This window comes from Thermoflexus hugenholtzii JAD2 (assembly GCF_900187885.1).
Taxonomy (GTDB): Bacteria; Chloroflexota; Anaerolineae; order Thermoflexales; family Thermoflexaceae; genus Thermoflexus; species Thermoflexus hugenholtzii.
The window spans coordinates 42,089-67,194 of sequence record NZ_FYEK01000071.1 but is presented as its reverse complement, the minus strand read 5'-3'; the positions used below and the strand labels follow the sequence as shown (position 1 = coordinate 67,194).

The following is a 25,106-nucleotide window of genomic DNA, read 5'->3' as shown; positions in this document are numbered from 1 at the left end:
TGGCTTTCTCTATCAGAAGTGGATCACCTCCTGCTCGATCCAGGGCTCCTTCTCGCACAGCTGTTCGATGGTCCGTCCTTCGGCGCGCGCTTCCTCCAGGGTTTGCAGGTAAGGCTGGATCAGCTCCCATTGGGGGCCGATGGCGTAGCCCTGCGCGGTCTCCTGGATGAACCGTCCCTTCCAGAGCGGCGTTAGATGCTCCCGTCGCAGGGTTTCCGGCGCGTCCAGGCCCCGGCTCAGATCCCAGTATTCGTTTCGAAGGCGGGCGTAAAGGTCTTCCAGGGGAAGCGGCCCGTGTGCTGTCAGAACCTCGAGGATGGCCCGGCGGAGCCGTCCCAGGCCCAGGGGGAGGATGGGCAGATCCACCCAGTAGCCGTCCTCAGCAGTGAAGCGGAGGCATTTCTCCGCCCGCTCATCGGCGGCCTGGACGTAGTAAAGACGGGCCACGTCTCCGGAGAGGATGGCAGCCAGCTCCAGGGCGAAGTTCATGACGTTGTTGCCGCCGGTCAGGTTGATCCACATCTCCTTCCCCTGGCCGCCGACCCCGGCCAGGGCGGCCACCACCCGGGCCACGCGCTCATAGGTCGTGCGGATATCCCGACGGTCCACCTCGCACCAGAACACCGTTCCCTCCGTGCGTCCGCCGGCGATGGCCGGCCATTCCCGGCGCAGGTGCGTGCGCAGCACCTCTTTCATCGGCCCGCCTTCCTGCAGCGGCTCCTGTGCCACGCGACCGGGCGGGTTCTCGATGTATTCGAGGGAGGGGCGGTCGCCTTGGAGGATCTCGCGGGTGGTGAAGAGCACGAGGGCCTGGATGTCCCCCACTTTTTGATCCGCCTGGCGCGGAGCGGCCTCGCCGGACCCAGCGAAGAAGGCCTGATCCTCGTGGTTCCATCGCTGGTAGCGGTGGGCCAGGTAGGTCAACGGCCCGATCACCGTGCCCGGGGAAAGCCCCAGGCCCATCAGGTGGTAGACCCCCATGGCCTATCCTCCCCGCGACAGATGGAGCGTCCCACATACCGGCGGATCGCCTCCAGCTGGCCCGGGCTGGTGGCGATGACGAGCCGGAGGCGGAACAAGATATCGATGTGCAATCGGACCCCTGCGATCAGCGCATTCGGCGGCTGAGCTCGAACGACCGGTTCTCCCTTGCGCCACTCTTCTCCTATCAGCGTACCTCTTTATCGATCCAGCGCTCGATTTCTTGGCGGGCGCGCTCCAATTGACCGGGAGTTTGTGCAGTGGTCGTGAGCCGAAAGCCGATCCCGCGGACCCTTCGCCCTGGCAAGAAGACAAAGAGCGTGTTCGGCGGTTCTGCCCTGACTTTGGGCTGGCCCTCCCGCCAGCCGATGTCTTCAATGCGTTCGATAAACAGAAAGCGGTTAGCCAGGCGATCCGCCCACTTTTGGGTTTCCTCAGCTTCCTTCGGCTCCTTGCGCGCCAGGCTCTTCTCACATTCGCCTGCACGGGGTTCAGGCAAGGCTTCCACGCTCTCCAGCACCTGCAAGACCATCTGCCCCAGGGGAGTCGGGATGCCAGCATCAACATCAAGCAAGCCGTTTTGCTCAAGAAGCTGCTTGACCTCAGAACGCACCGATCGGCCCTTCAGCCCGGAAATGATGTCCCCTAAAAGTGGGAAAAGCCCGATGAAGGGCAAATTCACCAGCTTGATCTGCTCGATAGGCGGATGAAGCACGCGGCTCTGGTCTTTCATGTTCTGGAGCTTGAGAATATGCCCCTCTTCCTCCAGCACCGGGTCTTCGACGAGCACGTGGAAGAGGCGCTGAGCACCGTAGAACTGGACGGCCAATGCCAGCAGCGCTGACATCGCCTTGCGCCCGCCGGCGATGCAAGCGTAGACTTCCCAGCCCTTCTTGCGGTAGTCCCTCAGGGCGGCGCAGGCATGGTTCATGAACTCCAGCGCAGCCGTATCGGAGTCCACGTCGTAGAAGGCTTCCAGAATGCGGGCATCCAGAAGCGTTACCTTCCCGCCGTAGTAAGCTGGCATGTGTTCAGATAAAAGGTGAAGGGCGCTCTGGGCATAGGTGTCTTTGGTTGTCAAAATGACCACGAAATCAATGGCGACACCGTCCGCCTGCAGGCGGTCAATGGCTTCCGTGACGACCGCCGGGGCTTCTCCCAGCGTGGCGAGAAGGACTTTCTTCATGGCACCTCCTCAGGCTCGTAGGGTTTTATGACCTGCAGTCCATGACTTTTTATCCACTCGAAGTCCTCGTCATTTAACGTTACAACCGGAAGGCTATTCAACAGAGCTGTAGCAGCAATCAACATGTCGCATATTAAAGCTTCCATTCTTCCTCTACACTGTGGCGGGGTATGTCTCAAGCAATAGTCCTTCAGCAATTCGCGAGCTTTCCGGAATACCGAAGAATTAATAGGGAGAATACGATGTATTTTCCTTTCTTTTTTCATTTTCGTAATTCTTGTTTCGAATTCCGCGAGCTTTTCACCTCTTGAGCGAGATGAACGCGCGATTCCTTTGTATACTTCCATTAAGGAAATCTCTGAAAGAAATATTTTCACTCCACTTGACACAGTTTCCTCCCACCATGATATTGCTACTTCGCAGTAACGATCATAATCTATAAATATCGTGCTATCAACTAAAACTTTGTCCGAGAGTGATTGCTTAGCGGGCGATAACAGCTTGGCGTACATAACCCAGGACCTCCATCAGTGCGTTGGGAGGCAATGACTCTAATTCTTTCTGAAAAGCAGGTATAACCTGGCTGATAGTGCGATAAGCCTGTTTGGGGCCTGGTCTTAAAGAAGCTGATTGTTGCATAACCCGAGCAAGTTGAATCGCCTTCTCTAGCCCCTTCTCCTGAGCATATAAGCACCATTTGGACCACTCAGAGGGGGTAATACCAACCAGCTTCCCCGCGATTTTTTGCGCAAGTTCTACCTTCTCATCCGTCGTCATCAGTACACCTCCCGAGGACACCGCTCGCTCTTGGGTTTCAAACCTTCCTTCAAGGCAGCACACGACGGTTCATGAAGCAACCGACTATCCCGGCATACCTGCAGATACCGGGAAAGGAGCGGAAGCAGGTCTTTGCCCTGCACTTCCCGGGGAGCCAGCAAGCCCTTCACACCTCCGCTCCAGAGCCGCAGCCGCACCGGGCGGAACTCCACTGAACCAAAGCACCGGGGCTTGGCGCCGCCCAGCTTGGGGGTAAAAGCCGTTCTGTACCCGTTCGCTTCGGGCTCCCATCCCAGCGCATGCAGGAGAAGCCCCAACTCTGCTTCACTCAGGTTCTCAAACAGGAGGGCTCCGTGAAACTTCGAATCTTTCTGCACCGCTTCGACAAAGCGAAAGCCCTGCTGGGGAGCGAGACTTCCTACCGGCTGAAAGGTCTTGCGCTCGTAGAAGCGACGCTTTGTCGGATCATAGCGCTTGGGTTCCCAGAGCTCGCCGATTTTGACGATCTCGGGTTTTATCTCCCCTTGGGGCAGGAAGTCGGTGAAATGCACGCGCCCTCGGTAGCCGGTTGTCCCGAAAAGGCGACAAGCGGGACAGAGCCGGCTTCCAATGTCGCGAAACCGGCAGGGCTGATGATGACTGGAACGCAAGTTTTCCCTACGATGCCGTTGCGAGACACATGAGTTGGAAATTGCCTCTACAATCGCTCGGATGGCGCCTTTGAGGCTGGTGCCCGGCACGCAGAGCTGACCGTTTCGGCGGTAGAAGGTGTACCACACGTCGGGGCGCTGATTTCTATGGTTTGGGTCGAATTCATAGGAACCGGAGCCCACGAAGAGATACTCCGAGACCACCGTGAAGGAGATCTCCAGCCGCCCGGTAAGCCCCGCGAACTTCTCGTGCGTTGCCACCGGTCGGGGGTCTGGTGCCTCCTTGGGGATCTCTACCAACACAAAGGGCTTTGGCTCAGCATTCGGATTCCTGGGCATCGGTCTTCACCTCCCGCGGGCTCACAAAGGTTGCGATCTTATCCCGATAAAACACCCGGCACATCAGCTGGGCTTCTGGTCTGTTTGCCACTGGGTACAGATCGAACTGTGGCGCAAATCGCTTGTCCTCCAGATTGATCAGCCGGGTCTCGCATTCCGAGATCTCCCAGTCGCCATCGACGGACTTGAGGGTATCGGGCAGGTCGTTGCGCTCGCTGTCGCTCAGGACCCAAACCCGACAGCGCCTTTCGGCGATCTTCTCCCAGCGGATTTCCGCCTCACGGTTAAATGCGCACCCGGCATCGCGAAGCTCCAGACCCTTCGGAAAATCCAGCCGCGCAAGCTCCCAGCTCAGGATCACACGCTTAGGAAGCCGCTCGATGAGCTGCGCGAGCTCGTCCGTGCCAAGCTCGCCCGAATAGACCCATCCCCGCATCATGCTGCCTCCAGCACCTGCGTGAGGGATTCAATCGCCTTCTCAGCCACCCTCTGCCATGCTTCTCGGTCGTAGGTGCGCTGGACGAAGACGGCAAGATCCGTCTCCGCCCCCTCGGGCAGCTCCTCCAGCCGGTCTGCCTCCCGAAGCCCGTAAGCCTGGCGTTCCCCCTCGTCCACAAAGGCTCCTACGCCCCAAATGGCGTTGCGAAGAAGGTCTGGCTTTTTAGCCAGCACCACGACAGCTTGCTCTACGGTCATGGAGACCTCGCCGAATCCCCGGTTCTTGCCGAAGCCCAGCTTCACCAGCCCGTCATTGATTGCCTGGAGCGTCAGCGCCAGGAGCCCCATCTGCCAGGCTTCAAAGTTCTCCAGCACAAGCGCAGTCCGGAATCGCCCCTGCACGAGCACCTCGATGTCGAAGGGTCCCGCGGCCACCGCATTCGTCAATCGGGAGATCGCCACGCCGTGGCGGGTTTCGGTCTTGACCGTCCCCTCGGGAAAGGCATCTGTGAAGGAGAGCCGACCCTTAAGACGGGTGTTTCCATAGATCTTGCAGGCGCGGCAGGACTTTTGATAGACCTTCGCCGGATCTTCTTCGTCTGCTAACCGGTAGCGAGTGACGCAGTAACTTGGGCTGGAGGGGAACGGCTCGCAGGCGCCATCAGGTTTTACGGTCCGCAGCACCTTCTCCGTAAAGCTCCGAAACGTCCCTTTGAGTGAAGAACCGGGGATGAAGACCATCTCGCCCCGGGGTGTCATCGTGCGCACGAACTGCATGTCAGGAAGAGAAGGGTTCGGCGAAGTCAGCCCCGATTTGATGAGCAGCGGGGCTCGGGGCTCGATCACAAGTTCCAGCTTCAGAGCGTTCCAGCGGCGCTTATGCATGGCTCCCTCCTTGCAAGGCTGTTACGAGTCTCTGCAAAAGCTCCGAATGCAAAATCTCCGCAGGTTGTCCCATGCCTGTGAGGTAGTCCAGGAGGTTTTCCTTGCCCACCTTCTGGATTTTGAGGTCAACAATTTCTCCCCAGCCAGGACCGCGTGTGGTCTTGCCGCCCACGGGGAGTTCGCCCTTTCGCATCGCTTCCAGCGCCAGGAGCAACAGTCCTACCTCCCATTCGTCGGCGTTTTCTACCACGATGGTAATGCCGAACTCCGCTCCCGCAGGCACAGTCTCGAAGTCATATTTGATGCCGCTTTTCGCTGAGCCCAGGTCGCGGTCAATCCCCACACCGTCGCGGATTTCGGTGAGCCGGAGCAGGCTCTCCCGATTCAAGAGCATGGCATCCTGAAACGAGATCCGCGACGCCAGCCAGGGGGAGCCGAAGAGCCGGCAGGCGGTGCAGGAGCGCTGCCAGATCTCCTGTGTGAGCTTCTCATCGTCAAGCCGGTTATTCTGCATTGCACGTTTGACCATACAGTTCTTGCACCGGCTGCAATCGTGACAGCAATTCCCCTTACAGTTTTCACAATGCTCACAGCATTTCGCGATTACGCAGCACTCACTCTCATCCAGCGGGTCACATGCCCAGAGTCTTTCATCCTGGTGGGTCTGCCCGAGCTTGTCCACCGTGCGTAGGAGTCGCTCCACATACGCGCGTGCAACACCCTTGAGCGAGGAGCCTGGGATGAAGGGGATGCCCTCCGGGGTCTTGATAACAGGAAGGTCAGAGCCTGCAGGCATGAGCGACGCGCGGGTGCCCACAGAAAGGGCGGTCTTCATCCGCAGGGTCGCGGTAATCAACCAGCGGTTTTCAAAGTGCCAGAACGAGTGCATGGTTTACTCCTCCTCGACGGCCTCTACTTCTTCTTCACCACCCTTCAGAGCAACGAACCACCGGCTCAAAAAGCCGCAGTACAGCCGAATCAGCCACAAATGCACAGACTTAGGATTACTTTCGCCGGAGTCACGCGCAATTTGCTCCGACCATTTACCTAACTGGTTAAAGTCTTCGATCACCTTAGATCCAAACGAGGAATCACTATTGCCTGTGTAACGCCAGCCTTTGCCTTCCTTTCGCCCCATTTGATAGCGGATAAATAGCTCCAGCGCTTTAACTGAATCGCTGGAATTTGCTAAATTCTGAAGATTTGAAAGCTGAGCACGTTGCAGTATGTCAGAAGTTTTAGCTCGGCACTCTGGACATTCTTTTTTCAAGCTCCAGTGGTTATCCTTACACTGCTTTCCATAGACCTTAGAAGACCGCATCGTTTGTTCTGCCAGCTCTACCACGCGATCCAGCCATTGTTGCTCAATAACCTGAAGAGTTTTGATATTTGGCATCATACCGGCATTACCTCCTGATGAAATGGGTGGCACACCAAAATTTCGCCCAGTCCTTCGTCGGTGCGGATCCCAACGCCCCGGGCTTCTAGGTCTTCCAGGAAGGGCAGGAGCTCCTCTTGGGAAGCTTCTGTTCGAAACACATACACGCTTCCCATCGCCGCGCCCAGGTAGGTGGGCTTGGGCAGTCCCCAGGCTGTGGAGAAGCCGCCCACGAAGGTATGCTGCGTCGCCCAGAAGATCGGCTCCCGCCATTGTCCGTCGAGCTTTAGAAAGAGCTTCAGCGTGGGCAACCCGTGCGGGTCCCGGAGGACAGCGGGCGAGAGCAGGTCCACGCTGAAGTAGGTCCCCGATGGCTCTGTGGGCACTGGGCTCCCGGTCTGCTGGGCCAGATCCGCCAGGTCTCGCCACACTTCGCGCAGTTTCTCGTTGAAGGTGCGCAGGCGCTCGGCGATAGGCTCTATGCCGGGTTCCACCGCCTTGAGACGCGCGGCGCCGAACCCTCGGGTCGTGAGGGCGCCGACTCCGACGCTCTCCACCGCTTTCTTGAGCTCCTCGAGGATTGCCTCGTCCTCAACCCAGATCCGCCCGACGAATGTGCCTTTCGGTCGCACTCCGATTACCCGATAGAGCATCCCTTCTTGGGCAGCGCGGCGATGGCGGCTCAGTGCAACCTTGGTCTGGAGTGCCTTTTCGATCTTCATCGCCCTCCAGCCTTCGGGCAGAGCTGCATAGAAACCGCTCACTCGTTCCATGCGCCCGCCGCACTTCTCTCCTTTGTTTTCATGGGTGCAGCGCAGGAGCATGGGCACCGGAAAGCGCACACCCTGCCGTTCCAGCTCTGCATACGCCAGGGCGATGAGCAGACTATCCCGGATACCGTGTCCAGGTTTTTCTGTGGAACCCCTGGGGATGCGCCGAAATCCTCCATGCAACTTGCACTCCAGTGCCGTCATCGGGAAGGGCAAAGCCCATACAGACTCTGCAACACTGGGGAAGAAATTCCCGAAGCGCACCTTTTGCACTGTCGGGACGATCTGGCTTGCTTTCCCCTCTAGCTTGAGCCATTCAGCTAGCGCGCCCCGGAGGACGCTGCCGGGCAGGTAATCCCGCGTGTCGAGATAATCCCCCCGGGGCTTGAGCGTGCCCGTGCGCAGGGGCTTTTCGGGCGTGAGGCAGACGAAGTATTCCGTCATGCAGGACCCTCCGTCCGGGATACAAGCGCTTTGCTCTGTGCTACAAGGTCTTCGTCCAGGAGTTTCTCGCCGTCCACGCTCGCTGTGAAATCCACCAGCTCGAGCCAGCCCAATCCCCGGGAGCGCGCTGCCCCGATCGCAAAGCCGGCTTTCGCCGCTATATACAAGAGAGCAGCTGCCTGCTGAGCTTCTGCCCGCGAACCGAACCAGCCCTCGATGTGCACCGCAAGTTCCCTCTGCCAGGCGACCTCGGTGGAGAAGAGCCGCTCCTCATACGCGGTCTTGCGATGGCGGCTGAGCGAGACGTTCATGCGCACATCCGCCATGCCCTCACGAAGCTCGGCATCCGAGAAGCGCAAGGGAGAGCGCCTCCGGGGTGATCCAAAGACCTCGCAAACCAAGCATGCGTTGCACATCTCTCCGGGGCGAGAGCCGTCGCACACCCGCTGACCCCATCCCCGCAGCGTTCGCTCTGCGCTCTCCCGGAGCCAGCCCTTGATTGTGGTCGCAGGAACAATGGGAACTTTGCCGTCGCGCCAGTCCACTACCAGAGCTCTGTCCGTCCAGAGCTTGCTCTGCTCCCCGGTGATGTGCAAACCGGAGACAAGGCCGAACTTTGTCTCAATCTGTAGCCGATAGGGCATAATGTTCCTCCCGTGGGATGTCCAGCACAGCGCCCAGCTCGATGAGTTCCAGCGCGTCCAGAAGCGCCGTCTTCCAGCCCTCGTCCGTCCAGCGCCAGAACCAGAAGCCGTCCATTGCAGGCTCCAGGAGGTTTCCCAGCTCTTGAAACGCCTTACGAAGCTGTGCGCCGCGTTCCTTTTGCCGGGCCGCCTGATATAGGGCATAGTTCAGCGAAACATGCACGCCTTTTTCGAGGGCTTCCGCCAGCGAGTGTCGCTGAGCCTTGGGCAGTTGTTGTAGACTGTGGACCAGCTTCGCAAGCCTCCGCGCCTGCTCCGCCGTGTAGGGACGCGCCGTGAGCACCATCCTCTGTCGCGCATACAGGGCGCTCAGCAGCACATCTGCTCGTTCCGAAATCACCGGCGCCCGCAACCAGAGGTGGCAGAGCGTGCTGGTATGGACCTCTCGTGCCAGCTTCTTCGCTTCCTTGAGGAGTCCTTCGGCCAGCGAGAAGAGAAAGCTCACTGGATACTTCACATCGGCAATCGCCAGCCCGGCGGAAAGACTGAGCGAGACAGGACGGCGCAGGGCGTTTCCCACTCGCCCTTGAAGCTCTTTCTGAAGCTTCTCAATACCAGGGTGCTGCTCAAAGGCTTCAAGGACCTTGACTGCCAATGCCCAGCCGTAGCGTGCAGGCACGATGACCACGATGTCGTCCCCGCCGAGGGCGATGATTTCGAAGGGCAGTGGTTTACCAGGATCCTTCAGGCGCTCTTCGTCAAACACCGCCCAGATTGCTGAGAAAAGGGCATCCCGGGTCGCCTGCTCCAACATTCGGGAGAAGTGGCGATACGAGGCGGGCGAGGGCATCAGTTGCAGGAGGTCGCCCATGTTGTTCCCATCGGCGTAGAAAAGGGCAATCCGACCGTCCGATCCGGCTAAGGTGTCCAGGTCTTCGGGAAAACGGGGCCTTCCATCAGGCGTCTTTTCGGGAATCTCGACACGCTTGTTCTCATACACCCACCGAACAAACTCTTTTACGAACTCTCGGCGCTCACCTCTTCCATGCTCCCGTTTCTGGGAGCAGATCACGCAGATCCATTCGTCCCGCGCATCGTCGTGCACTTCCGCCGCCCGCTTCCCGCAGGATTCACACCGTCGGTGGACGGGTAAGGTCTCCAGGAACGGGGCTGTAGCCTTTGCCCGTTTCTGCTGCTGGAGCCTACCGGTCAGCGCTGACACCAACTCACCGAAGTTTTTGCGTTTCGTGCGGTCTGCGAGGAGTGCCTCAAAGTGGCTAAAGAGCAGATCGGCAGCAACACCCCTTCCGGAAAGCGCCCGAACCTGCACATCGTCGTAGGGAGCAAGCCCCCGCCCAATGTCGGCGTAGCCGAGCGGATCTGAGGAGACGACCGTTATGGTGGCAACACCGGTTTTCTCCAGATAGAGCCGCTCGATCTCTTGCTTTAGCTCTTCCGCTTGACTTGCGGGAACGATGACGAGGAAGCCTCCTCCGCCGCAGTAAATGAGGGCTTCTTCAGCGAGCTTCCCCGTAAAAAGCCCGCGAACGTTCTCCTCCAGCTCCTGGAGGATTTCACTTGCTCCGCGGATCTCGGGAAGCGTGCTCGTCTCGTACACGTAGCTTTTGATGGCGTCCGTATCGCCCAGAAGCAAGCAAACAGGTTTGTCGGCACCGAAAAGCTCTTGCTCCAGGCGGAGGGTTTCTCCTGCAAGCCGCTGGAATTCGGTTGCCGTATAGGCTCGCGCCAGCTCGGGGCGATCCCCGGCGGAGGCATAGCTATCGGCTAGGCAGACCAGTTTCTCCAGGATTGTCTGCGGTCCATCTCGTAGGTGGTGGCGCGCCACTACGCCCAGGATGATCTCCTGGAGATGCTCCTCCACACCCTTCGCAGCAAGCCACTCCCGCGCATATTCCACACTTCTCTGGACGTGGAATCGGTACTCCATTTCGCCGATTCGTGCTTTCCCCAGATCATGCAAGAGCCCACACAGGCGGGCAAGGGCCCGCAGTTCGGAGGGTGAAAGCTCTATCCCGCATATCTCCATTGCTGTCCTGCCACGTCGAAGAAGTTCCTCGGCAAGGGCGGCGGCAAACCCGGCCGTGAGTATCAAATGATCATAGAGCGACACCCAGGGAATGCGGGTGTCCGCAAGGAGATAGTCTGATCTGTAAAGCTTCTCAGAAAACTCAGATTTAAACGAATTAATTAAATTTAAAATCATCGCAAACTCCAGATTATGATTTTATTGAGATGCACGAAAGTGGACAAAATGTTTAAGAATTCGAGCGTCATGGGGAGAGGGGTTCTCCCATTGCTCTCGGGCCATGGCCACCATCCCGAAGCCGCTGGCGGTGTGTTCGCCGAGGCCGGCTTCGTAGGCCAGGCGCAGCAGCCGCGGATCCCCCTCCAGCGTCAGCCGCAGCATCCACCCCCGAATGTCGGTGTCATGGATGCGCACGAGCTTGGAGCGATAAGGCGGTTGCGGTCGGATGACGACCTCCCCCCGCATCTCCTGCCCGTAAAACGCCGCGGCCTTCCGCCGCAGGTTCTCCGCTAACGCCGACGCGAAGGCCGGCTCCTCCGGCGAAAGATACCGCTTGACCAGTCGCCCGTCCGACCGCCGCTCGCCTGTGGAGACTGTAATGGGCGACAGGGTGACGCAGGTCATCGACCCCTCCACCTCAGGCGCCGGGACCACCTCGATACGCTCCACCTGCACCGGATGTGGCCCCAGCGCCACCTCCGGCTCCAGCAGCAGCCCCAGGGCCAGTGCCTCAACCACCGCTTCAATCGGCGAGGAGGCCCACCAGGTGACCGACCCCTCCGCCCACAGCCCGCTCCCATCCGGCCGCAGGCCATGCAGCCACGAGTAGGTGAGGGGCTTGTAGGCGCGCCCCTCCGGGCCCTGCCACCCCTCCTCGTGAAGCCGATGGGCCACCTGGGGCAACCCCCGCCGCATCGCCGTATACGCCAGGCCCCGCAGCCACTCCGGATAGCCCCAGGGCAACCGGCCCGGACGCACGAAGCGCAACGTGACCTTAAGACGCATCGCTCTCCCTCCTTTCCGACGCGCCCCGCCGGGCGCGCGCGGCCTCCCGCACGGCCTGCAGGGAGATGATCTCCGCCACCTCAAATCGCGGTGGGACGGCCTCCGGAACCGGCCGCATCCGGATGATCGATGGGAAATACCCCATGCGGCCGTGAAGCTCCGCCAGCAGCACCCCGGCGCTGTAGTTCAGCGAGGGCAACAGAAGCAAGATGGGCCGGGTCTGCCATTCCTCCGGGGAGAACCCCACCCGGTCCACCATGGCCGCCACCTGAGGGACCAGGGGCCGCGCGGGATCGATCTGGGCGTCGATGGTGATGACCCGTTCTACCGGCTGCCCCGCAAAAGCTTCGATCTGTCGCTGTTGTTCCGGTGTAAGGGGATGAGCGAAGTTCAGGACGATCATGCCGGCCTCCTTTGCCCCGAAGTGTAGCCGAGCCCAGCAGGCTGGACATCAGGGAAAGACCGGATGCGCATCCGGGGACGACCGGATGTGGGGGCTGACCTTTCCTCTACGATTAGGAGCCAGAAGGCCCCCCTGCCCCTGGGAAGCGTCAGGGCAGAAGCCCGCGGAGATGGCGATTTCGGGCCCCGGCCCTCACCGGGTTGTGGAAAGGTCCATGAACGGCGCGAAGGGGCGGAACCATTCCCGCAGATCCCGATAGGAGAGACGATGGTCCGAGGACAGGCCCCACGTCTCGCGGCAGATCGCTTTGATCGCTTCAAGATGGGAGTCCACGGTCTTGGGCGACCGGCGCAGGGCCTCCGCGACCTGCAACAGGTGTTCGCAGCGGACGACCTCCGCCAGCACGCGACGCTGGGCGGGCGTCAACCGCTCCCAGACCTGCCGGCAACGCCCGATCCGATCCGCCGGGGACTCGATCTGCCCCAGCTGCAGGGAGGTCAGCTGTCGGAAAGCGGGGAAGTCCGCCCCCCAACGGGGGAAGGGCACCTCGATCAGGCGCACGCCATCCTCCGGCCGCGCGTGCATCCGCCGGCCGTCCCGCGCTCTCTCCAGGAAGGCGCGAGGGGTATAGAGATGCCACACCCGATCTGCATAATCCAGATGCACCACCGCGGTGAGGAAGAGCATCAGGGCGAGCAGGCGTCGTCCCCCGGCCAGCACGACATGGAGGGGACGGCCCTGCGCCTTCTCCGCCTGGAGGATCTCCATCATCTGCATCCGAACGGCCTCGGCCGCGCGCTCATCCGTGATATCCAGCATGGGGCCCCGGAGATCCTTCAGCATGACCCGGCGCAGGCGGATCGAGCGACGGGCATGGGCGTAGAAATCATTGGGGAACTCGCGATCCAGGCGTTCCAGGGCGTGACGGGTTCGGGGATCCTGGGGGGCGAGGTGCAACACCACGACCTCCACGATTTGCTCACCGCGGCTCAGCAAGGCGTCCAGGGCGAAGGTGATCACCTGTGGCTGCCCGCCCAGCGTGGCGATCATCGTGCTGGCCGGTCTGGGTTCCATGGCCCACCTCCCACAGGTCCATCTCTTGCGGATATGGAGGATCCCGATGGAGCTGTTTCCCGCTGTGCTGATCGGAGGGCCGCCGAACTCCGGTAAATCCGTTCTAACATATAGTCTATCACAATCCTTGCGGAAGCGTGGCGTGGCCCATTATGTGTTGCGGGCGGCACCGGATGGGGAAGGGGATTGGTTTCACGAGGCGGAGCCCCGGCTGGCCCGGCAGCTCCGGATCAAGGGGGCCTTCGATGAACGCTGGGTGGATCGGATCGTCCAGGACATCCGGCGTCGCCATCTGCCGCTGCTGGTGGATGTGGGAGGGATGCCGACCCCGGAGCAGGAGCGGATCCTGGGCGTGGTCACCCACGCGATCCTCCTCATCCGGGATCCCGCGGCCCGCCCGGTCTGGCAGGAGCGCGTCCGGCGTTACGGCCTCCACCTGATCGCGGATCTGGACTCCCGGCTGGAAGGCTCCTCGCAGATCCTCGAGGAGGCCCCTGTGTTGCGCGGGGTGATCACCGGCCTGGAGCGGGGTCGCATGGCGGAGGGGTCGGTCTTTGAGGCGCTGGCCGAGCGGATCGCGGCGCTCTTCCGCTACGACCCGGAGGAGCTGCGCCGCTACCACTTGGCCATGGCCCCCGACATCGACTGGGTGATCGACCTGGATGATCTGGCCCGCATGTTGGAGATCCGCCGGGAGGGGGAGGCCCCGCGCTGGGCCCCGGAGGATCTGCCCCGGATGCTGGATTTCCTCCCCGAGGGCAAGCCCCTGGCCCTTTACGGTCGCGGCCCGGCCTGGCTCTACGCCGCCCTCGCCGTCCACGCCCTCCCAGCGCCCTTCTTCCAGTTCGACGTCCGGCTGGGCTGGGTGGAACCCCCGCGCTTCCGATGGGCGACGGAGGGCGAGGAACGGACAGCGGACCGTTCATCTCCGCTGGCGTTCACGGTCGAACGCGCGCCGGGGGGGTGGCGGCTCCGGGCCACGTTCCGCCATCCCTATGTAGAGCGGGAGGAAACAGAAGGCCTGCTGTTGCCCCCGATCCCGGAGGAAGGGCTTCTCGTCCTGAACGGGAAGCTGCCCCTCTGGCTGTTCACCGCCCTGGCCCGCGCCTGCGCCGGCCGGCCGGCCCTTGCGGTCTTCGAGCCCCGCGGGAATCAGGCGGTGGTCATCGCCTCCCGGGACCCCGCGTTCCCGGTCGGGACGGTGTGGCGCATTGAGGATCCCACGCTTCCGGGATAAGCCTGTTCCGGAACATCAGGCCGATCCGCGCCGTGTCGCTCCGGCCTGCGGCTATACCGGATGTCCACAATGCGGGCAGGCCGTCGCCTCCGGCTCCAGCTCCGCGCCGCAGGTTTCGCACACATACGTGAAGGCGGCCCCGCAGACCGGGCAGGCGCGGGCGTCCTCGGCCACCGCCGATCCGCATTCCGGGCACAGGGCCTGCCCGCAGGCCGGGCAGGCATCGGCCTCCTCCGGCAGCTCCGCCCCGCACCGCGGGCAGCGCCCCGAGAGGTCCAGGCCGCAGCGGGGGCAGCGCTCGGTCCCTTCGGATACGCGGGCCTCGCAGCGCGGGCAGGCGAAGGCCAGCTCGGCCCCGCAGGCCGGACACGCGGAAGCGCCGAGGGGGAGGATCTCCTGACAATCGGGGCAGCGCGCGCCGGTCTCCGCCCCGCACCGCGGGCAGATGAGCTCCTCCGGCCAGAGCCGGGCGCGACACCGGGGGCAGAGCCGCTGGCCGCAGGACGGGCACGGCCCCTCCGATGGGCGAAAGAGCGTTCGGCAGTTGGGGCAAACGGCCAAGTCGGCGGTTCCGGAGAAGCGGCGGGAGGCCGGACGGGCTTCCAGGGGAGGGGGCGCGGGGATGGAGGCCCCACACGATGGACAGCGCTCCGGCGCGCCGAAGAGGGGTTTCTCGCAGGACGGGCAATACCGAGGAAAAACCCGACCGCAGTCCGGGCATTCCGAGGCCGTGCTCAGCAGGACGGTCCCGCAATCCGGGCAGGCGAAGGCCAGCGCGAAGCCACACCATCGGCATCGTGTCTCCGCCGTGAGGGGCTCTTCGGGGCCGGGCTCCCCGCACATGGGGCACCAGATCGCGCCGCAGGCGGGGCACAGGGCCGACTCCGGCGCCACGGGCTGGCCGCAGCGCGGGCAGGTGAGCTCCCCGGCTGGCGCGCCGCAGGCCGGGCAGCGGGTCGCGCCCTCCGGCAACGCAGCCCCACACTGTGCGCAGATCTCCCCCAGGGGCAACCCGCACGCCGGGCACGCGGAGGCGTCCGCCGGCACCCACGCGCCGCAATCGGGACAGGGTTCGGCGCCACAGCCCGGGCACGGCTCGTCGGGCGGCACCATGGTCCCGCAGCGGCCGCAGGGTCGGGGCCGCAGGGGCGCGCCGCACGTGGGACAAGTCTCTGCTTCCGGCGGGACGGGTGCCTCACAGTGGCTGCAGAACCAGGCCCAGACCGTTCCACAAGCGGGGCAGCGATCCGCGTCCTCCGGCATGGGGGATCGACACGCCGGGCAGAAAGCCGCTCCGCAGTGGGGGCAGACGCCCTCCTCCATCGGGATCTCGCGGCCGCAGGCCGGGCAGGGGATGCACTCGATCATACGCGTGTGCGCTCCGTCGTCGGGCTTCGCGTCTTCCTCGTGTGGGGTGGTTCAGCCTTCCGCCCGCGGGGCCAGGGCTTCGGCGCGCTTCCGCCAGTAGCGCAGGTATCCGGCGACCACGCTCTCGTAGCTCACAGCCACATCGTAGAACGCCGGGTCGGCCCCGGCCGCTCGTAACTCGGCGTCTGCTCGGGTCCGCAGCGCCTCCAGGATCTCGGACTCCGTCCGGTTCTCCTCTATCATCTCCCGGATCCATCGTCCCCAATCCCACAGCCGGCGCTCCAGGTCCTCCCAGTGCCACTCGATGTCCTCGCGGAACGTCCCGAAGTGGGTCAGGCACAGGGCCTGGGCCTTCAGGGCCCGTAGCCGGGCGATGCTGGCCGACCAGGCCTCCAGGTCCAGCTCCGGCGGCGGGGTGGGCGGGCGGACGTAGCGAACGCCGGGCAGGCGCACCCCCGCGATGTCCCCGGTGAAGAGGAGCCCGGTGGTCTCGTCCAGGAAAGCGTGGTGGTGTCGGGCGTGGCCGGGGGTCTCGAAGGCCACCAGGGTGTGACCGGCCACGGGCAGGCGTTCCCCATCCTGAACCACCCGCACGCGGTCGGCAGGGACGGGGATCACCTTCCCCCACAGCGGCTCCAGCATGTCTCCATAGATCCGGGCGGCGCTGGCGATCAGCCGGGAGGGATCGATCAGATGCGGGGCGCCCACCGGATGAACGTAAACCTTCGCCCCGGGCAGGCGCTGGGCCAGGAACCCGGATGCCCCCGCGTGGTCCAGGTGGATATGGGTGACGATCAGGTGGCGCAAGGCCTCCAGGGGTGCGCCGGCCGCCTGGATCCCCTCCAGCAGGTGCTCCGCGCTGGAGGTCGGCCCGGTCTCCACCAGGGCGGCCTCCCGGCCGTCGTAGATCAAATAGGCCGCGATGACCTGCGGACGGCCGTGGAAATGAAGATCGATGGCGATGACGCCTTCGGCGATGGGATGCAGGGTATACGGCATCGTCCTCACCTCCCTTAGAGCCAGCGGACAGGCTCTTCGTCTCCTGCCGATCTTACCCCCAACCGGAGGGCTCTCTCAAATCTCTCCCGCCGGATGACCCTTAGAACGCGGGATCCGCCAGGGCGTCGTCGAACGTGACTTCCTCCTTCCCCTGGAGCTTCTCGATCACCTTCTCCACGATCAAGCGGAGGTGGCGGGGGTGTTGCACGAAATCCAGCCGATCCGCCGGGATGGTGAGCACGGGACAGAGATCGAACCGCCGGATCCAATCCTCATAGAGCCGGTTCAGGCGCTCCAGATAATCCGAAGGGATCTCCCGCTCGAAGGCTCGTCCGCGCAGCGCGATGCGGTGCCGGAGCGTGGGGACGGAGGCCCGCAGGTAGATCACCAGATCGGGCGGCGGCAGGAACATCAGCAGCGCATCGTAGAGCTCCCGGTAGACCCGCCAGTCTCGCTCGCTCAGATCCCCCTGTTCATAGAGGTTTCTGGCGAAGATCTCCGCATCCTCGTAGATCGTGCGGTCCTGGATCACCGAGTGGGGGCGTTGGAGCAGCAACACGTGATGCCGGAGCCGGCGGCTCAGGAAGAAGATCTGGGAATGGAAGCCCCAGCGGGCCATGTCCCGGTAGAAATCGGCGAGGTAAGGGTTGTCATCCACAGCTTCGAGGAAAGGCTCCCATCCCAGGGCTTGGGCCAGCCGCTCGGTCAGGGCCGACTTCCCCACCCCGATGTTCCCGGCGATGGCGATGAACTTCTTCCCGAAAATCCCGTGGTCGGTCAAGGTTTCCTCCTTTGAGGAGGGCTATGCTTTACGACAAGCCCGCCCGGGCGGACCTCAGGCGGGCTCCATGATGTTCCCACACAAAGCGATGGCCCACCGCCCGGAAGGCTCCCCAGCCGCGCCACGGCGGGTCCAGGGATTCCAGGCGCCGCGCGATCTCGGGGAGGGTTTCCGGCCGAACCCAGCGGAAGGCGGCGATCTGCTCCCTGAGGTCGGCGGGTCGGGGCTCCCCCTCGGTGCGAACGTAGAACACAAAAGAGACAAAGGGCGTCCCCAGGTCCCGGCGGTCTGCGGAGGGATACAGGGTGTAGGTGATGAGCCCCCACCATTCGGCGGCCTGCACCGGCAGGCCGGTCTCCTCGCCCATCTCCCGATGCAGCGCCTCCCAGGCGGTCTCCCCCCAGCCGATGCCGCCGGTGGGGAGGCGATAGGCCTGCGGGGGGTAGAACGCTTTAGTGTGGACCAGGATCTCACCTTCCGGGCGTTGGATCACTAAGAGCACCTCCCCACGGCGCCGATCCAGGCTGCGGCGCGCTTCGTCCCACCAGCCGTCGCCGACCATCACCTCGGCGTGGTGATGGGGCTGAGGGCCGAAGCGGGCGGTCAGCGTCTCCAGCTCCGATGGGGCGATCAGGGGTCGGTTCACGGGAGCACCTCCCGAACGGCTTCCTCCAGCATCCGGCGATCCCGCAATCGCAGGGCGCCCAGGCGGATCACGCCGTGCAGGGCGCCGAACACGGGTCGTAGCTCGGCGTGGGGTCCCTGCAGCGGGATGATCAGCAGATCGGCGCGGGGGAAGAAAAAGGCGGTGTGGATCTGAACCGGCGGGTCGTAGCGAACCCAAAGGACCAGGGACTGCGGTCCGTGGCGATACTCGGCCAGGGTGGCTTCAGAGAGGCCGATTTGGGGCTCATATCCTTCGAGATTGAGGCCCGAGAGCGCCTGGTTCAGGGCGGCGTTCAACCGGTCGTATCCCGGGGTTCCGGGGACGAAGGCCACCTCGCGACCGCCTGTGGTGATCCGGATCTCGGCGGCCTGGGCGTTCAGCCAGGGCCAGAACCAGAGGGGATCCCGGTTGGTCAGCGCGTTGACTCCCCAGATCAGGGCCAGGGCGAGGGCAGCAAGCACGATCAGCGGATCCCGCAGGCGCGGTGTCCGGGGCTCTTCCATCCAGCGCGCTCCTTTTCGCGGTCTGAAGGATCCAGGGAGAATTTTCCTCATATGGGGCCGGCCAGCAAGCCCCGGGGCAGGTTGCTCCATGCGGGAAGGATGCCCGGCCGATTATCCTCGGAGGATCTCAGCGGCCTCCAGCGGCCGCGCGGCCTGCTCCCGAAGCGGCGTGTGAAAGCGATTCGGGTGGAGGAGGGCAGCCAAGAGCTCGATCCCATCGATGGTGCGGGGGCCCGGACGGCTGAAGTAGGCGGAGGCCTCGAGGGCATAGACCTGCCCGTTGCGCACTGCTGGGATCTGCGGCCAGAAGGACAGGCGGGTGAGGAGGGGATAGGATTCGACCGCGTCGGCCAGGTGATACCCGCATGGGATCAGGCCGATGACGTCCGGCGCGGCGGCGAGAACCTCCTCCCACCGGATGCGGCGGGAGGGCTCCCCCGGGCGCCCCAGGACCTCCCGCCCCCCGGCGATCTCCACCATCTCGGGGACCCAGTGGCCGCAGCAGAAGGGAGGATCCAGCCATTCGAGGAGCAGCAGGCGCGGTCGGGGGGCGCCGGCCACGGCATCCTCCACGCGGGCCAGCCGGCGCCGCCATGTCTGGAGGAGATCCTCCGCGCGCTTGGGCACCCCGGCGGCCTCGCCGATCTGTTGCAGAGCCTCGAACAGATCCGTCATGCGGTAGGTATTGACGGCGATCACCCGGGGCGGCCGGCGAAGCCGGCCCGAGGCCCGGAGAGCCTGGCCCATGGGGACGGCGCAGACCTCACACAGGGCCTGGGTGAGGATCAGGTCGGGCTCCAGCGCGGCCAGCTGGGCTTCATCGATGACGTAAAGGGGCTCGCCCCGCCGGGCCTTCTCCCGGACGGCCGCGTCGATGGCAGCGGGGTCCGTCAGCCCCTCCGGCAGCGTGCTGCGGGTGAGGCGGGGAAGACCGGCCACCACCTCCGGGGGAAAATCGCACTCGTGGGAGACCCCGACCAGGTGCTCCGCCAGCCCCAGGGCGCAGACCAGCTCGGTAGCTCCGGGAAGCAGGGAGACGATGCGCATCCTTCAGCCCTCCGTGGACAGGACGGGGGCGGCGACGGCGCGGGCGGGCCGCCGCTTTTCCCAGAGCCGGCAGAAGGCGCAGATCCCGGGCGCGGAGGTCGGCTGCCCGCACTTCTCACAGGCGTGCAGCTCCGCCTCGTCGGTCGCGAAGCGGATCTGCCCCTCCTCCCGGGCCTTGAGGAAGCCCAGGTAGAAGCGGAGCTTCGTGCCGGGGCGCTCCTCCTCCAGCTTCGCCAGCCACTCTTTGTAGGCGATGCTGGTGGAGCCCTCGGCGTAGGGACATTCGTCGTAGATGTAGTCGATGCCTCGCAGCAGGGCGTAGGCGGCGGTCTCCCGCTCGTAGAAGCGGCAGAAGGGTTTCACCTTGCGGGCGAAGCCGGGGCGGGAGGCGGGCAGCACCGGGCCCTGGCGGGCCAGGTAGCCGACCTGCCAGTTCATCACGTTGCCGAACAACACCGCCACCTCGTCGTCCAGGTTGTGACCGGTGGCCAGGGCGGCGTAGCCCCCATCGTAGGCCACGCGGTTCATGATATAGCGCTTGATCAGCCCGCAGACCGCGCACGGCTTGTCCCGGCCGCGCAGGGTCCGGGCAGCGACCTCCGGGATGGTCTCCCCGTAGACCTCTTTCACGTCCACCACGATCAGGCGGGCGCCGGGCCAGCGCTCGGTCACAAAGCGACGGCACTTCTCATAGGATTGATCGGAGTAGCGGATGCCACCGTCGATGCCCAGGCCGATGTAAAGGCCGTCGGCCGCGTAGCCCAGGCGCAGCAGCACATCCCACAGGCTCAGGGAGTCCTTGCCCCCTGAGACCGCCACCAGCACGCGCTCCGAGCGATCGAACATCCGGAACATCCGGATGGTGCGCTCGGTCTGTTCCACGAACCACTCTGGGTAATGCTCCTCGCAGAGAGCCAGGCGGTGCTGGCGCATCATGATGGCCGCCTCGCGGCCGCACTTCCGACACCGGATCGCCATGGACGAAGATCCCTCCTCGTGCCCGATTTGAATCGCCCAAGCCCCTTGAGATCCTGCTCTGTCGGGAGTCCAGCGCCATTCTAAACAGGAGGAGTCCTTTTGTCGAATATCTCGCCGGCTTGTTTCATCTCCGGGCATCCGGCGGAGGGTTTGCGGTTCAAGGGTCAGCGGGGGGGCGACTGGAGCGGATCCGGGATACGGGGTTCCGGAGCTGACTGCGGTGGGAAGGGTTCCCGGAGCCGGTCGTTCCAGCTGCCTTGGGGTGGGCGGTTTACGCGGGGGCGGACGTGATCGCCCAGGAGTTGGGGGTAGGGCTGTATGAGGCCCGGCGCGGGGAGGTGGTCGCCCCCCGCATCCCTTCGGCGCCGGGGGCATCCCCATCTTTGCCCGAAACATCGGGATGACGGATGCCGTCCTGAAACCGAAGGGGCCTCGTTCGATAGATCCGCTCAATAGGCCCCCCGTTTCCGGATCACGGCGGGGATGGTCTGAGCCAGGATGGCCAGATCCAGCCACAGGCTGTAGTTGCGGATGTAGAAGAGGTCCAGGCGCACCCGCTCGCTGTAAGGCAGATCCGCCCGCCCCGAGACCTGCCACAGCCCGGTGATGCCGGGCTTGACGGTCAGCAGGTTCAGCGCCCAGCGCCCGTAGCGGGAGATCTCCTCCGGCGTCAGCATTCGAGGGCCCACCAGGCTCATCTCCCCCCGCAGCACATTGAAGAGTTGCGGCAGCTCATCCAGGCTCCATCGACGCAGGATCCGCCCCACCCGCGTCACCCGCGGATCGTCCCGCAGCTTGTAGTTTTGCCGGAAAGCTTCCTTTAACGCCGGGTTCTGCTCCAGGAGGGCTTCCGCGTTCACCACCATGGTGCGGAACTTGAAGGCGTCGAAGAGCTTCCCGCCCAGCCCCACCACGCGCCGCCGATAGAACACCGGGCCGGGGGAATCCAGCCGGATGGCCAGGGCGATGAGCAGCATCAAGGGAGCGAGAAGGATCAACGCCCCGGCGGCCAGGGTATAGTCCATCACCGCTTTGAGGATCTGTTCCAGGGGTGAGAGCCGGAGCCGTCGCCAGTAGAGCAAGGGAACGCCCATCACCTCCCGCACCTCGGTTCCCGTAGCCAGGAGCTCATAGAGGCCCGAGGAAAGACGCAGGTTGACCTGGGGATGGAAGGCGAAGGTGCGGAACAGCTCCACCAGCGCCTCCCGGGGTAGCGCGCTGGCGGAGACGATGACCTCCCGGATCCCCAGCTGCTCCACGAGGCGGGGGAGATCCGCCGGTGTGCCCAGCACCGGCAGGCCGGGCAGCACCTCCTTCCCGCGTGGGAGGTGGGGATCGAGGACGCCGATCAGGTTCATCCCGGAGATCGGAGACGATCGAAGCTGCTCGGCGACCATGCGCCCCTCTTCGTCCGCCCCGATGATCAGCGCGGGGACCTGGAGCCGGCCTCGAGCCCGCAGGGCGTAGACAACCCGCCGGACCAGAAAACGTTCCCATCCCACCAGGGCGATGGAGAGGATCCAGGAAAGCAGCAGCCAGCCTCGCGCGATCACCAGGCCAGGCTCCATAAAGCTGGCGACGATAGCCGCCATCATCCCCACGCTGGCCGCCTGGATCACCCGCATGTATTCTGATGTTCCATGGAAAAGATGATCGGGCGCGTAAAGGCGGTGAGCGGCGAAGATCAGCAGCCACACGGGGATCAGGGCAGCCATCAGCAGGCCGTAATACCGAACCGGCGGGCTCTCCGGCTGATAGAAGATGGGCAGCCGGGTCTCAAAGCGGATCCAGTAGGAGCAGAAGAAGGCCAGCAGCAGGGCGAAACTGTCCGCCAGGACCAGGCCGGCCCGCAGCCCCACCCATTCCAGCTCCCGGGCTTCTTCCCACGATCTCACGCGGATCAGTTCGGAAGGCAAGACGTCCGGACGCATCCTCAAGCTCCCCTTGTCTCATTCTCGATTTCCGGGCAGAGCCGCTTACAGGGATCCCCCCTCCAGATGTCGCGTGATCTCCTCGGCCGAGCGGCGCGCGTGTCGGGTGAGGGATTCCCCATTGGTCAGAGCCGGGTAGATCTGGGTCAGGTTGACCAGGAAGAGCCCCTCCACCGGGGTGACGAGAGGGGGGATCCGCCGCCACTGGCCCCGGTGGAAGAGCGGCTCCACGTAGCGCTCCCGATGGACCCGGGCGTGGCGCACCCAGCTCGGATGGAACGAGGGGAACATCCGTTGGAGATGCTCCAGCCATGCCTCCAGGATCTCGGAGTCGCTCCGCTGCAGCCAGGGGGAATCCCATGCCACATACTTGGGCAGGTAGACCAGGTGATGGCCCCCCACATCCGCCGGATCGATGTAATGCGTGGTTTCGATCACCCCTGTGAAGGGCACGGACTCATCAGTGATGTAAACCGTCCAGTAATCCGTCAGGGGACGGTCCAGGGCCAGGAGCACGCAGATCACCCCCAGGTAGCGCCAGGCGCGCAGATCTTCCACCCACGATCCCTGAACGTCCGGGAGGAGGGGAGGGACGAGGGGAGGATGTAGCGTGATCGCGGCGGCCTCGAAAGGCTCCACTACCCCATCGATCCGGACGCCACGGACCCGGTTCTCCTCCACCCGCACTTCCCGCACAGGGGTTCGAAGCCGGATCTCTCCGCCGGTGGCCTCGATCGCTCGGATCATCGCCCGGATCATGGTCATATGGCCGCCGACCAAGTAACCGGCCATCTCCCGCTGGGAGACCCCCCGGCGGGTGGAGCGGGTGCGGATCAGACGAGCCCAGATGTAGGTGGCGGGGAGATCCTCAAAGCGCCCGTCGAACTTGGCGCGCAGCATCGGCCGCCAGAGATGGTGAAACGCCCGCCGGCCGCCCCAGCGGATCAGCCACTCTTCCACGCTGATTTCCTCTAGGCGGCGCCAATCCCGGTGAAGGTAGGCCGCGAGGATCGTCAGCCCCAGGCGGATCCGATCCGCTGTCCGCAGGAGGGGGAAAGCCATGAAATCCCGCAGGGTCGTCATCGGATAGAGCCGGCCCTCGTGGAAGAAAGCGGATCCGGTGGGACGGAACCGTAGCCGGTCCGCGATCCCGAGCTCCGCTGCCAGCGCCTGCATATGGGTGTCGCTGGAGAGGATCGTGTGATAAAAGCGATCCACCTCCACATCGCCCAGCCGGATGGTCCCGGCCAGGCCGCCGGGCTGGTCGCTGGCTTCATACAGGACCACCCGATGCCCGGCCCGGCTCAGGAAATAGGCCAGGCTCACCCCTACGATCCCGCCCCCGATCACTGCGATGCGCATCTTCCCTCCCGGGGCCTGGCCTAGAGGGCCAGGCGGCTTAAAAATCGCGTTCACGCGCTACGGGCTACCAGGCTGACCCCCAGGGCGATGAGCAGCACGCCGATCACCCGGAGAGGGCTCAGGGATTCCCCAAACAGCAGATACGAGGCGATGACGATCAGCACGTAGTTCAGTCCCGCGAAGGGGTAGGCCAGGCTCAGGTCGATCCGCGACAGCGCCGTCAGCCAGAACAGGCTTCCTCCCAGATACAGGCTCATCCCCACCACCACCCATGGGCTGGTGGCCAGGCGGAGGATCAGATCCGGCAGCCCGGACAGGCTCAGGGTCACCGGGCCCATCTCCCGCATGCCCTGTTTCAGCAGGAGCTGACCGATGACGGCGCACACAATGCTGACCAGCAGATATCCCAGCGCTCCCCTCATCGAAGACCTCCGGATTCTTTGTCCGCCATCTGGAGAGGACCGGTGGGAAGGGAGGGCGCAGCCCTCACCGGGAAGATCAGGTGGGCCATCAGACGCAGGTGGGCCAGGATGGTGCGCAGGATCTTCATCTTTGAGCGCCCGAAGCGGCGGACTCGCAGGGTGGTCGGATATTCGGCCACGCGAAACCCCCGGCGGATGGCTTTGGCCATGATCTCCGCCACCGCGACATAGCCGTCTGACTCGATGGAGATCGCCTCCAGGACACGGCGGCGGTAGGCGCGGAAGAGGGCGGTGTAGGTGCGCACCGGAGAGTGCAAGATCAGCCGGTAGAGAAACGAAGCGCCGAAGCTGAACAGCTGCCGCCAGGGGGGCACGCCCTCGATGCCTCCACCGGGGGCATACGGCGAGGCGGTCACCAGATCCACATTCTCCCGTAGATGCCGCAGCAGCGTGAGGGTCTCTTCGAAGGGATAGGTCCCATCGCTGTCGGTCGTGATCACGATTTCCCCGCGGGCCGCCTGGAATCCGGTGCGCAACGCAGCCCCCAGACCCCGGTTGTGGGGGTGGCTTAGGATCCGCACGAAGGGCCAGCCCGCGAAGATCGCTCGCAGGAGATCCCCCGTGCCATCGGTGCTCCCGTCGTCCACGAAAAGCACCTCCACCCCTCCATCGCTCTTCAGCTGCTCGATCACGGGCCGGAGGGCCTCCCGGAGATGAGGGATAGTCTCCGCCTCGTTGTAACAGGGAATGATCAGGGTATATCGGATTTCACTGGGCAAGACGCTTTCCC

27 protein-coding genes are annotated in these 25,106 nt (G+C 64.0%); 1 reads left to right on the top strand and 26 read right to left on the bottom strand.

What is annotated here, in order from left to right; translation table 11 throughout:
• Nucleotides 1-12: 12 nt before the first annotated feature.
• The 15 genes from CFB18_RS12970 to CFB18_RS12905 form a co-directional block, all read right to left on the bottom strand.
• Complete coding sequence (locus CFB18_RS12970) at nt 13-981, bottom strand: hypothetical protein (RefSeq protein ID WP_088572220.1); 969 nt, start codon at nt 979-981, stop codon at nt 13-15.
• A gap of 187 nt (nt 982-1,168) precedes the next feature.
• Nucleotides 1,169-2,167, bottom strand: coding sequence for a CRISPR-associated ring nuclease (locus tag CFB18_RS12965; protein WP_088572219.1), 999 nt, complete (start codon nt 2,165-2,167; stop codon nt 1,169-1,171).
• Nucleotides 2,164-2,679 carry a PIN domain-containing protein gene (locus CFB18_RS12960; protein ID WP_088572218.1) on the bottom strand — a complete coding sequence of 172 codons (516 nt, stop codon included), beginning with the start codon at nt 2,677-2,679 and terminating at the stop codon, nt 2,164-2,166. The genes CFB18_RS12965 and CFB18_RS12960 overlap by 4 nt, the downstream gene beginning before the upstream one ends.
• Nucleotides 2,651-2,944: a hypothetical protein gene (locus CFB18_RS12955; RefSeq protein WP_088572217.1), complete on the bottom strand. Its 294-nt coding sequence runs from the start codon at nt 2,942-2,944 to the stop codon at nt 2,651-2,653. Before CFB18_RS12955 ends, CFB18_RS12960 begins: the two co-directional genes overlap by 29 nt.
• Nucleotides 2,944-3,933, bottom strand: a complete 990-nt coding sequence (locus CFB18_RS12950) for an RAMP superfamily CRISPR-associated protein (protein WP_088572216.1) — start codon at nt 3,931-3,933, stop codon at nt 2,944-2,946. Before CFB18_RS12950 ends, CFB18_RS12955 begins: the two co-directional genes overlap by 1 nt.
• Nucleotides 3,911-4,369, bottom strand: coding sequence for a hypothetical protein (locus CFB18_RS12945; RefSeq protein WP_088572215.1), 459 nt, complete (start codon nt 4,367-4,369; stop codon nt 3,911-3,913). The genes CFB18_RS12950 and CFB18_RS12945 overlap by 23 nt, the downstream gene beginning before the upstream one ends.
• Entirely contained in the window at nt 4,369-5,256 is an 888-nt protein-coding gene (locus CFB18_RS12940) for an RAMP superfamily CRISPR-associated protein (protein WP_088572214.1), read from the bottom strand. Before CFB18_RS12940 ends, CFB18_RS12945 begins: the two co-directional genes overlap by 1 nt.
• Nucleotides 5,249-6,145 carry a type III CRISPR-associated RAMP protein Csx7 gene (csx7, locus tag CFB18_RS12935; RefSeq protein WP_088572213.1) on the bottom strand — a complete coding sequence of 299 codons (897 nt, stop codon included), beginning with the start codon at nt 6,143-6,145 and terminating at the stop codon, nt 5,249-5,251. The genes CFB18_RS12940 and csx7 overlap by 8 nt, the downstream gene beginning before the upstream one ends.
• Nucleotides 6,146-6,148: 3 nt before the next feature.
• Nucleotides 6,149-6,652: a hypothetical protein gene (locus CFB18_RS15125; RefSeq protein WP_143597618.1), complete on the bottom strand. Its 504-nt coding sequence runs from the start codon at nt 6,650-6,652 to the stop codon at nt 6,149-6,151.
• On the bottom strand, nt 6,652-7,848 hold the full coding sequence (gene csx10, locus CFB18_RS12930; RefSeq protein ID WP_088572212.1) for a type III-D CRISPR-associated RAMP protein Csx10: 1,197 nt from the start codon (nt 7,846-7,848) through the stop codon (nt 6,652-6,654). Before csx10 ends, CFB18_RS15125 begins: the two co-directional genes overlap by 1 nt.
• Nucleotides 7,845-8,492: an RAMP superfamily CRISPR-associated protein gene (locus CFB18_RS12925; RefSeq protein WP_088572211.1), complete on the bottom strand. Its 648-nt coding sequence runs from the start codon at nt 8,490-8,492 to the stop codon at nt 7,845-7,847. The genes csx10 and CFB18_RS12925 overlap by 4 nt, the downstream gene beginning before the upstream one ends.
• The gene (locus CFB18_RS12920; RefSeq protein WP_088572210.1) at nt 8,470-10,716 is read right to left on the bottom strand and encodes a Cas10/Cmr2 second palm domain-containing protein; all 2,247 of its coding nucleotides are present in this window, start codon (nt 10,714-10,716) and stop codon (nt 8,470-8,472) included. The genes CFB18_RS12925 and CFB18_RS12920 overlap by 23 nt, the downstream gene beginning before the upstream one ends.
• Before the next feature lie 21 nt (nt 10,717-10,737).
• A complete protein-coding gene (gene cas6, locus CFB18_RS12915) occupies nt 10,738-11,544 on the bottom strand; it encodes a CRISPR-associated endoribonuclease Cas6 (protein WP_088572209.1) in 807 nt (268 codons plus the stop codon).
• Complete coding sequence (gene csx15, locus CFB18_RS12910; RefSeq protein WP_088572208.1) at nt 11,534-11,947, bottom strand: CRISPR-associated protein Csx15; 414 nt, start codon at nt 11,945-11,947, stop codon at nt 11,534-11,536. The genes cas6 and csx15 overlap by 11 nt, the downstream gene beginning before the upstream one ends.
• A gap of 192 nt (nt 11,948-12,139) precedes the next feature.
• Nucleotides 12,140-13,021, bottom strand: a complete 882-nt coding sequence (locus tag CFB18_RS12905) for a CRISPR-associated ring nuclease (protein ID WP_088572207.1) — start codon at nt 13,019-13,021, stop codon at nt 12,140-12,142.
• A gap of 46 nt (nt 13,022-13,067) precedes the next feature.
• Between CFB18_RS12905 and CFB18_RS12900 the strand changes: the two genes are divergently transcribed.
• A complete protein-coding gene (locus tag CFB18_RS12900; protein ID WP_088572206.1) occupies nt 13,068-14,258 on the top strand; it encodes a CRISPR-associated protein Csx3 in 1,191 nt (396 codons plus the stop codon).
• Between the two features lie 51 nt (nt 14,259-14,309).
• On the opposite strand, the gene CFB18_RS12895 is transcribed toward CFB18_RS12900, so the two are convergent.
• The 11 genes from CFB18_RS12895 to CFB18_RS12845 form a co-directional block, all read right to left on the bottom strand.
• Nucleotides 14,310-15,626 (bottom strand): zinc ribbon domain-containing protein, encoded by a 1,317-nt coding sequence (locus CFB18_RS12895; protein ID WP_088572205.1) that lies wholly within the window; start codon nt 15,624-15,626, stop codon nt 14,310-14,312.
• Between the two features lie 51 nt (nt 15,627-15,677).
• Complete coding sequence (locus tag CFB18_RS12890) at nt 15,678-16,625, bottom strand: MBL fold metallo-hydrolase (protein WP_088572204.1); 948 nt, start codon at nt 16,623-16,625, stop codon at nt 15,678-15,680.
• 100 nt (nt 16,626-16,725) lie between these two features.
• Nucleotides 16,726-17,406: a deoxynucleoside kinase gene (locus CFB18_RS12885; protein ID WP_200808220.1), complete on the bottom strand. Its 681-nt coding sequence runs from the start codon at nt 17,404-17,406 to the stop codon at nt 16,726-16,728.
• A 28-nt stretch (nt 17,407-17,434) separates the two neighbouring features.
• Nucleotides 17,435-18,052: an NUDIX hydrolase gene (locus CFB18_RS12880; RefSeq protein WP_088572203.1), complete on the bottom strand. Its 618-nt coding sequence runs from the start codon at nt 18,050-18,052 to the stop codon at nt 17,435-17,437.
• The gene (locus CFB18_RS12875; RefSeq protein WP_088572202.1) at nt 18,049-18,576 is read right to left on the bottom strand and encodes a hypothetical protein; all 528 of its coding nucleotides are present in this window, start codon (nt 18,574-18,576) and stop codon (nt 18,049-18,051) included. Before CFB18_RS12875 ends, CFB18_RS12880 begins: the two co-directional genes overlap by 4 nt.
• A gap of 111 nt (nt 18,577-18,687) precedes the next feature.
• On the bottom strand, nt 18,688-19,623 hold the full coding sequence (locus tag CFB18_RS12870) for a cobalamin-binding protein (protein ID WP_088572201.1): 936 nt from the start codon (nt 19,621-19,623) through the stop codon (nt 18,688-18,690).
• 3 nt (nt 19,624-19,626) lie between these two features.
• Entirely contained in the window at nt 19,627-20,601 is a 975-nt protein-coding gene (locus tag CFB18_RS12865) for a TIGR00269 family protein (protein WP_088572200.1), read from the bottom strand.
• A 449-nt stretch (nt 20,602-21,050) separates the two neighbouring features.
• Nucleotides 21,051-22,532 (bottom strand): sugar transferase, encoded by a 1,482-nt coding sequence (locus CFB18_RS12860; RefSeq protein ID WP_088572199.1) that lies wholly within the window; start codon nt 22,530-22,532, stop codon nt 21,051-21,053.
• 45 nt (nt 22,533-22,577) lie between these two features.
• The gene (locus tag CFB18_RS12855) at nt 22,578-23,894 is read right to left on the bottom strand and encodes an NAD(P)/FAD-dependent oxidoreductase (protein ID WP_088572198.1); all 1,317 of its coding nucleotides are present in this window, start codon (nt 23,892-23,894) and stop codon (nt 22,578-22,580) included.
• Nucleotides 23,895-23,944: 50 nt separating this feature from the next.
• A complete protein-coding gene (locus tag CFB18_RS12850) occupies nt 23,945-24,316 on the bottom strand; it encodes an SMR family transporter (protein ID WP_088572197.1) in 372 nt (123 codons plus the stop codon).
• Nucleotides 24,313-25,095 carry a glycosyltransferase gene (locus tag CFB18_RS12845; RefSeq protein WP_088572196.1) on the bottom strand — a complete coding sequence of 261 codons (783 nt, stop codon included), beginning with the start codon at nt 25,093-25,095 and terminating at the stop codon, nt 24,313-24,315. Before CFB18_RS12845 ends, CFB18_RS12850 begins: the two co-directional genes overlap by 4 nt.
• Nucleotides 25,096-25,106 lie beyond the last annotated feature (11 nt).

Coding starts and splice junctions, on each gene's coding strand:
- CFB18_RS12970 (WP_088572220.1), bottom strand. CDS start 981: ATGGGGGTCTACCACCTGATGGGCCTGGGGCTTTCCCCGGGCACGGTG.
- CFB18_RS12965 (WP_088572219.1), bottom strand. CDS start 2,167: ATGAAGAAAGTCCTTCTCGCCACGCTGGGAGAAGCCCCGGCGGTCGTC.
- CFB18_RS12960 (WP_088572218.1), bottom strand. CDS start 2,679: ATGTACGCCAAGCTGTTATCGCCCGCTAAGCAATCACTCTCGGACAAA.
- CFB18_RS12955 (WP_088572217.1), bottom strand. CDS start 2,944: ATGACGACGGATGAGAAGGTAGAACTTGCGCAAAAAATCGCGGGGAAG.
- CFB18_RS12950 (WP_088572216.1), bottom strand. CDS start 3,933: ATGCCCAGGAATCCGAATGCTGAGCCAAAGCCCTTTGTGTTGGTAGAG.
- CFB18_RS12945 (WP_088572215.1), bottom strand. CDS start 4,369: ATGCGGGGATGGGTCTATTCGGGCGAGCTTGGCACGGACGAGCTCGCG.
- CFB18_RS12940 (WP_088572214.1), bottom strand. CDS start 5,256: ATGCATAAGCGCCGCTGGAACGCTCTGAAGCTGGAACTTGTGATCGAG.
- csx7 (WP_088572213.1), bottom strand. CDS start 6,145: ATGCACTCGTTCTGGCACTTTGAAAACCGCTGGTTGATTACCGCGACC.
- CFB18_RS15125 (WP_143597618.1), bottom strand. CDS start 6,652: ATGCCAAATATCAAAACTCTTCAGGTTATTGAGCAACAATGGCTGGAT.
- csx10 (WP_088572212.1), bottom strand. CDS start 7,848: ATGACGGAATACTTCGTCTGCCTCACGCCCGAAAAGCCCCTGCGCACG.
- CFB18_RS12925 (WP_088572211.1), bottom strand. CDS start 8,492: ATGCCCTATCGGCTACAGATTGAGACAAAGTTCGGCCTTGTCTCCGGT.
- CFB18_RS12920 (WP_088572210.1), bottom strand. CDS start 10,716: ATGATTTTAAATTTAATTAATTCGTTTAAATCTGAGTTTTCTGAGAAG.
- cas6 (WP_088572209.1), bottom strand. CDS start 11,544: ATGCGTCTTAAGGTCACGTTGCGCTTCGTGCGTCCGGGCCGGTTGCCC.
- csx15 (WP_088572208.1), bottom strand. CDS start 11,947: ATGATCGTCCTGAACTTCGCTCATCCCCTTACACCGGAACAACAGCGA.
- CFB18_RS12905 (WP_088572207.1), bottom strand. CDS start 13,021: ATGGAACCCAGACCGGCCAGCACGATGATCGCCACGCTGGGCGGGCAG.
- CFB18_RS12900 (WP_088572206.1), top strand. CDS start 13,068: ATGGAGCTGTTTCCCGCTGTGCTGATCGGAGGGCCGCCGAACTCCGGT.
- CFB18_RS12895 (WP_088572205.1), bottom strand. CDS start 15,626: ATGATCGAGTGCATCCCCTGCCCGGCCTGCGGCCGCGAGATCCCGATG.
- CFB18_RS12890 (WP_088572204.1), bottom strand. CDS start 16,625: ATGCCGTATACCCTGCATCCCATCGCCGAAGGCGTCATCGCCATCGAT.
- CFB18_RS12875 (WP_088572202.1), bottom strand. CDS start 18,576: ATGGAAGAGCCCCGGACACCGCGCCTGCGGGATCCGCTGATCGTGCTT.
- CFB18_RS12870 (WP_088572201.1), bottom strand. CDS start 19,623: ATGCGCATCGTCTCCCTGCTTCCCGGAGCTACCGAGCTGGTCTGCGCC.
- CFB18_RS12865 (WP_088572200.1), bottom strand. CDS start 20,601: ATGGCGATCCGGTGTCGGAAGTGCGGCCGCGAGGCGGCCATCATGATG.
- CFB18_RS12860 (WP_088572199.1), bottom strand. CDS start 22,532: ATGCGTCCGGACGTCTTGCCTTCCGAACTGATCCGCGTGAGATCGTGG.
- CFB18_RS12855 (WP_088572198.1), bottom strand. CDS start 23,894: ATGCGCATCGCAGTGATCGGGGGCGGGATCGTAGGGGTGAGCCTGGCC.
- CFB18_RS12850 (WP_088572197.1), bottom strand. CDS start 24,316: ATGAGGGGAGCGCTGGGATATCTGCTGGTCAGCATTGTGTGCGCCGTC.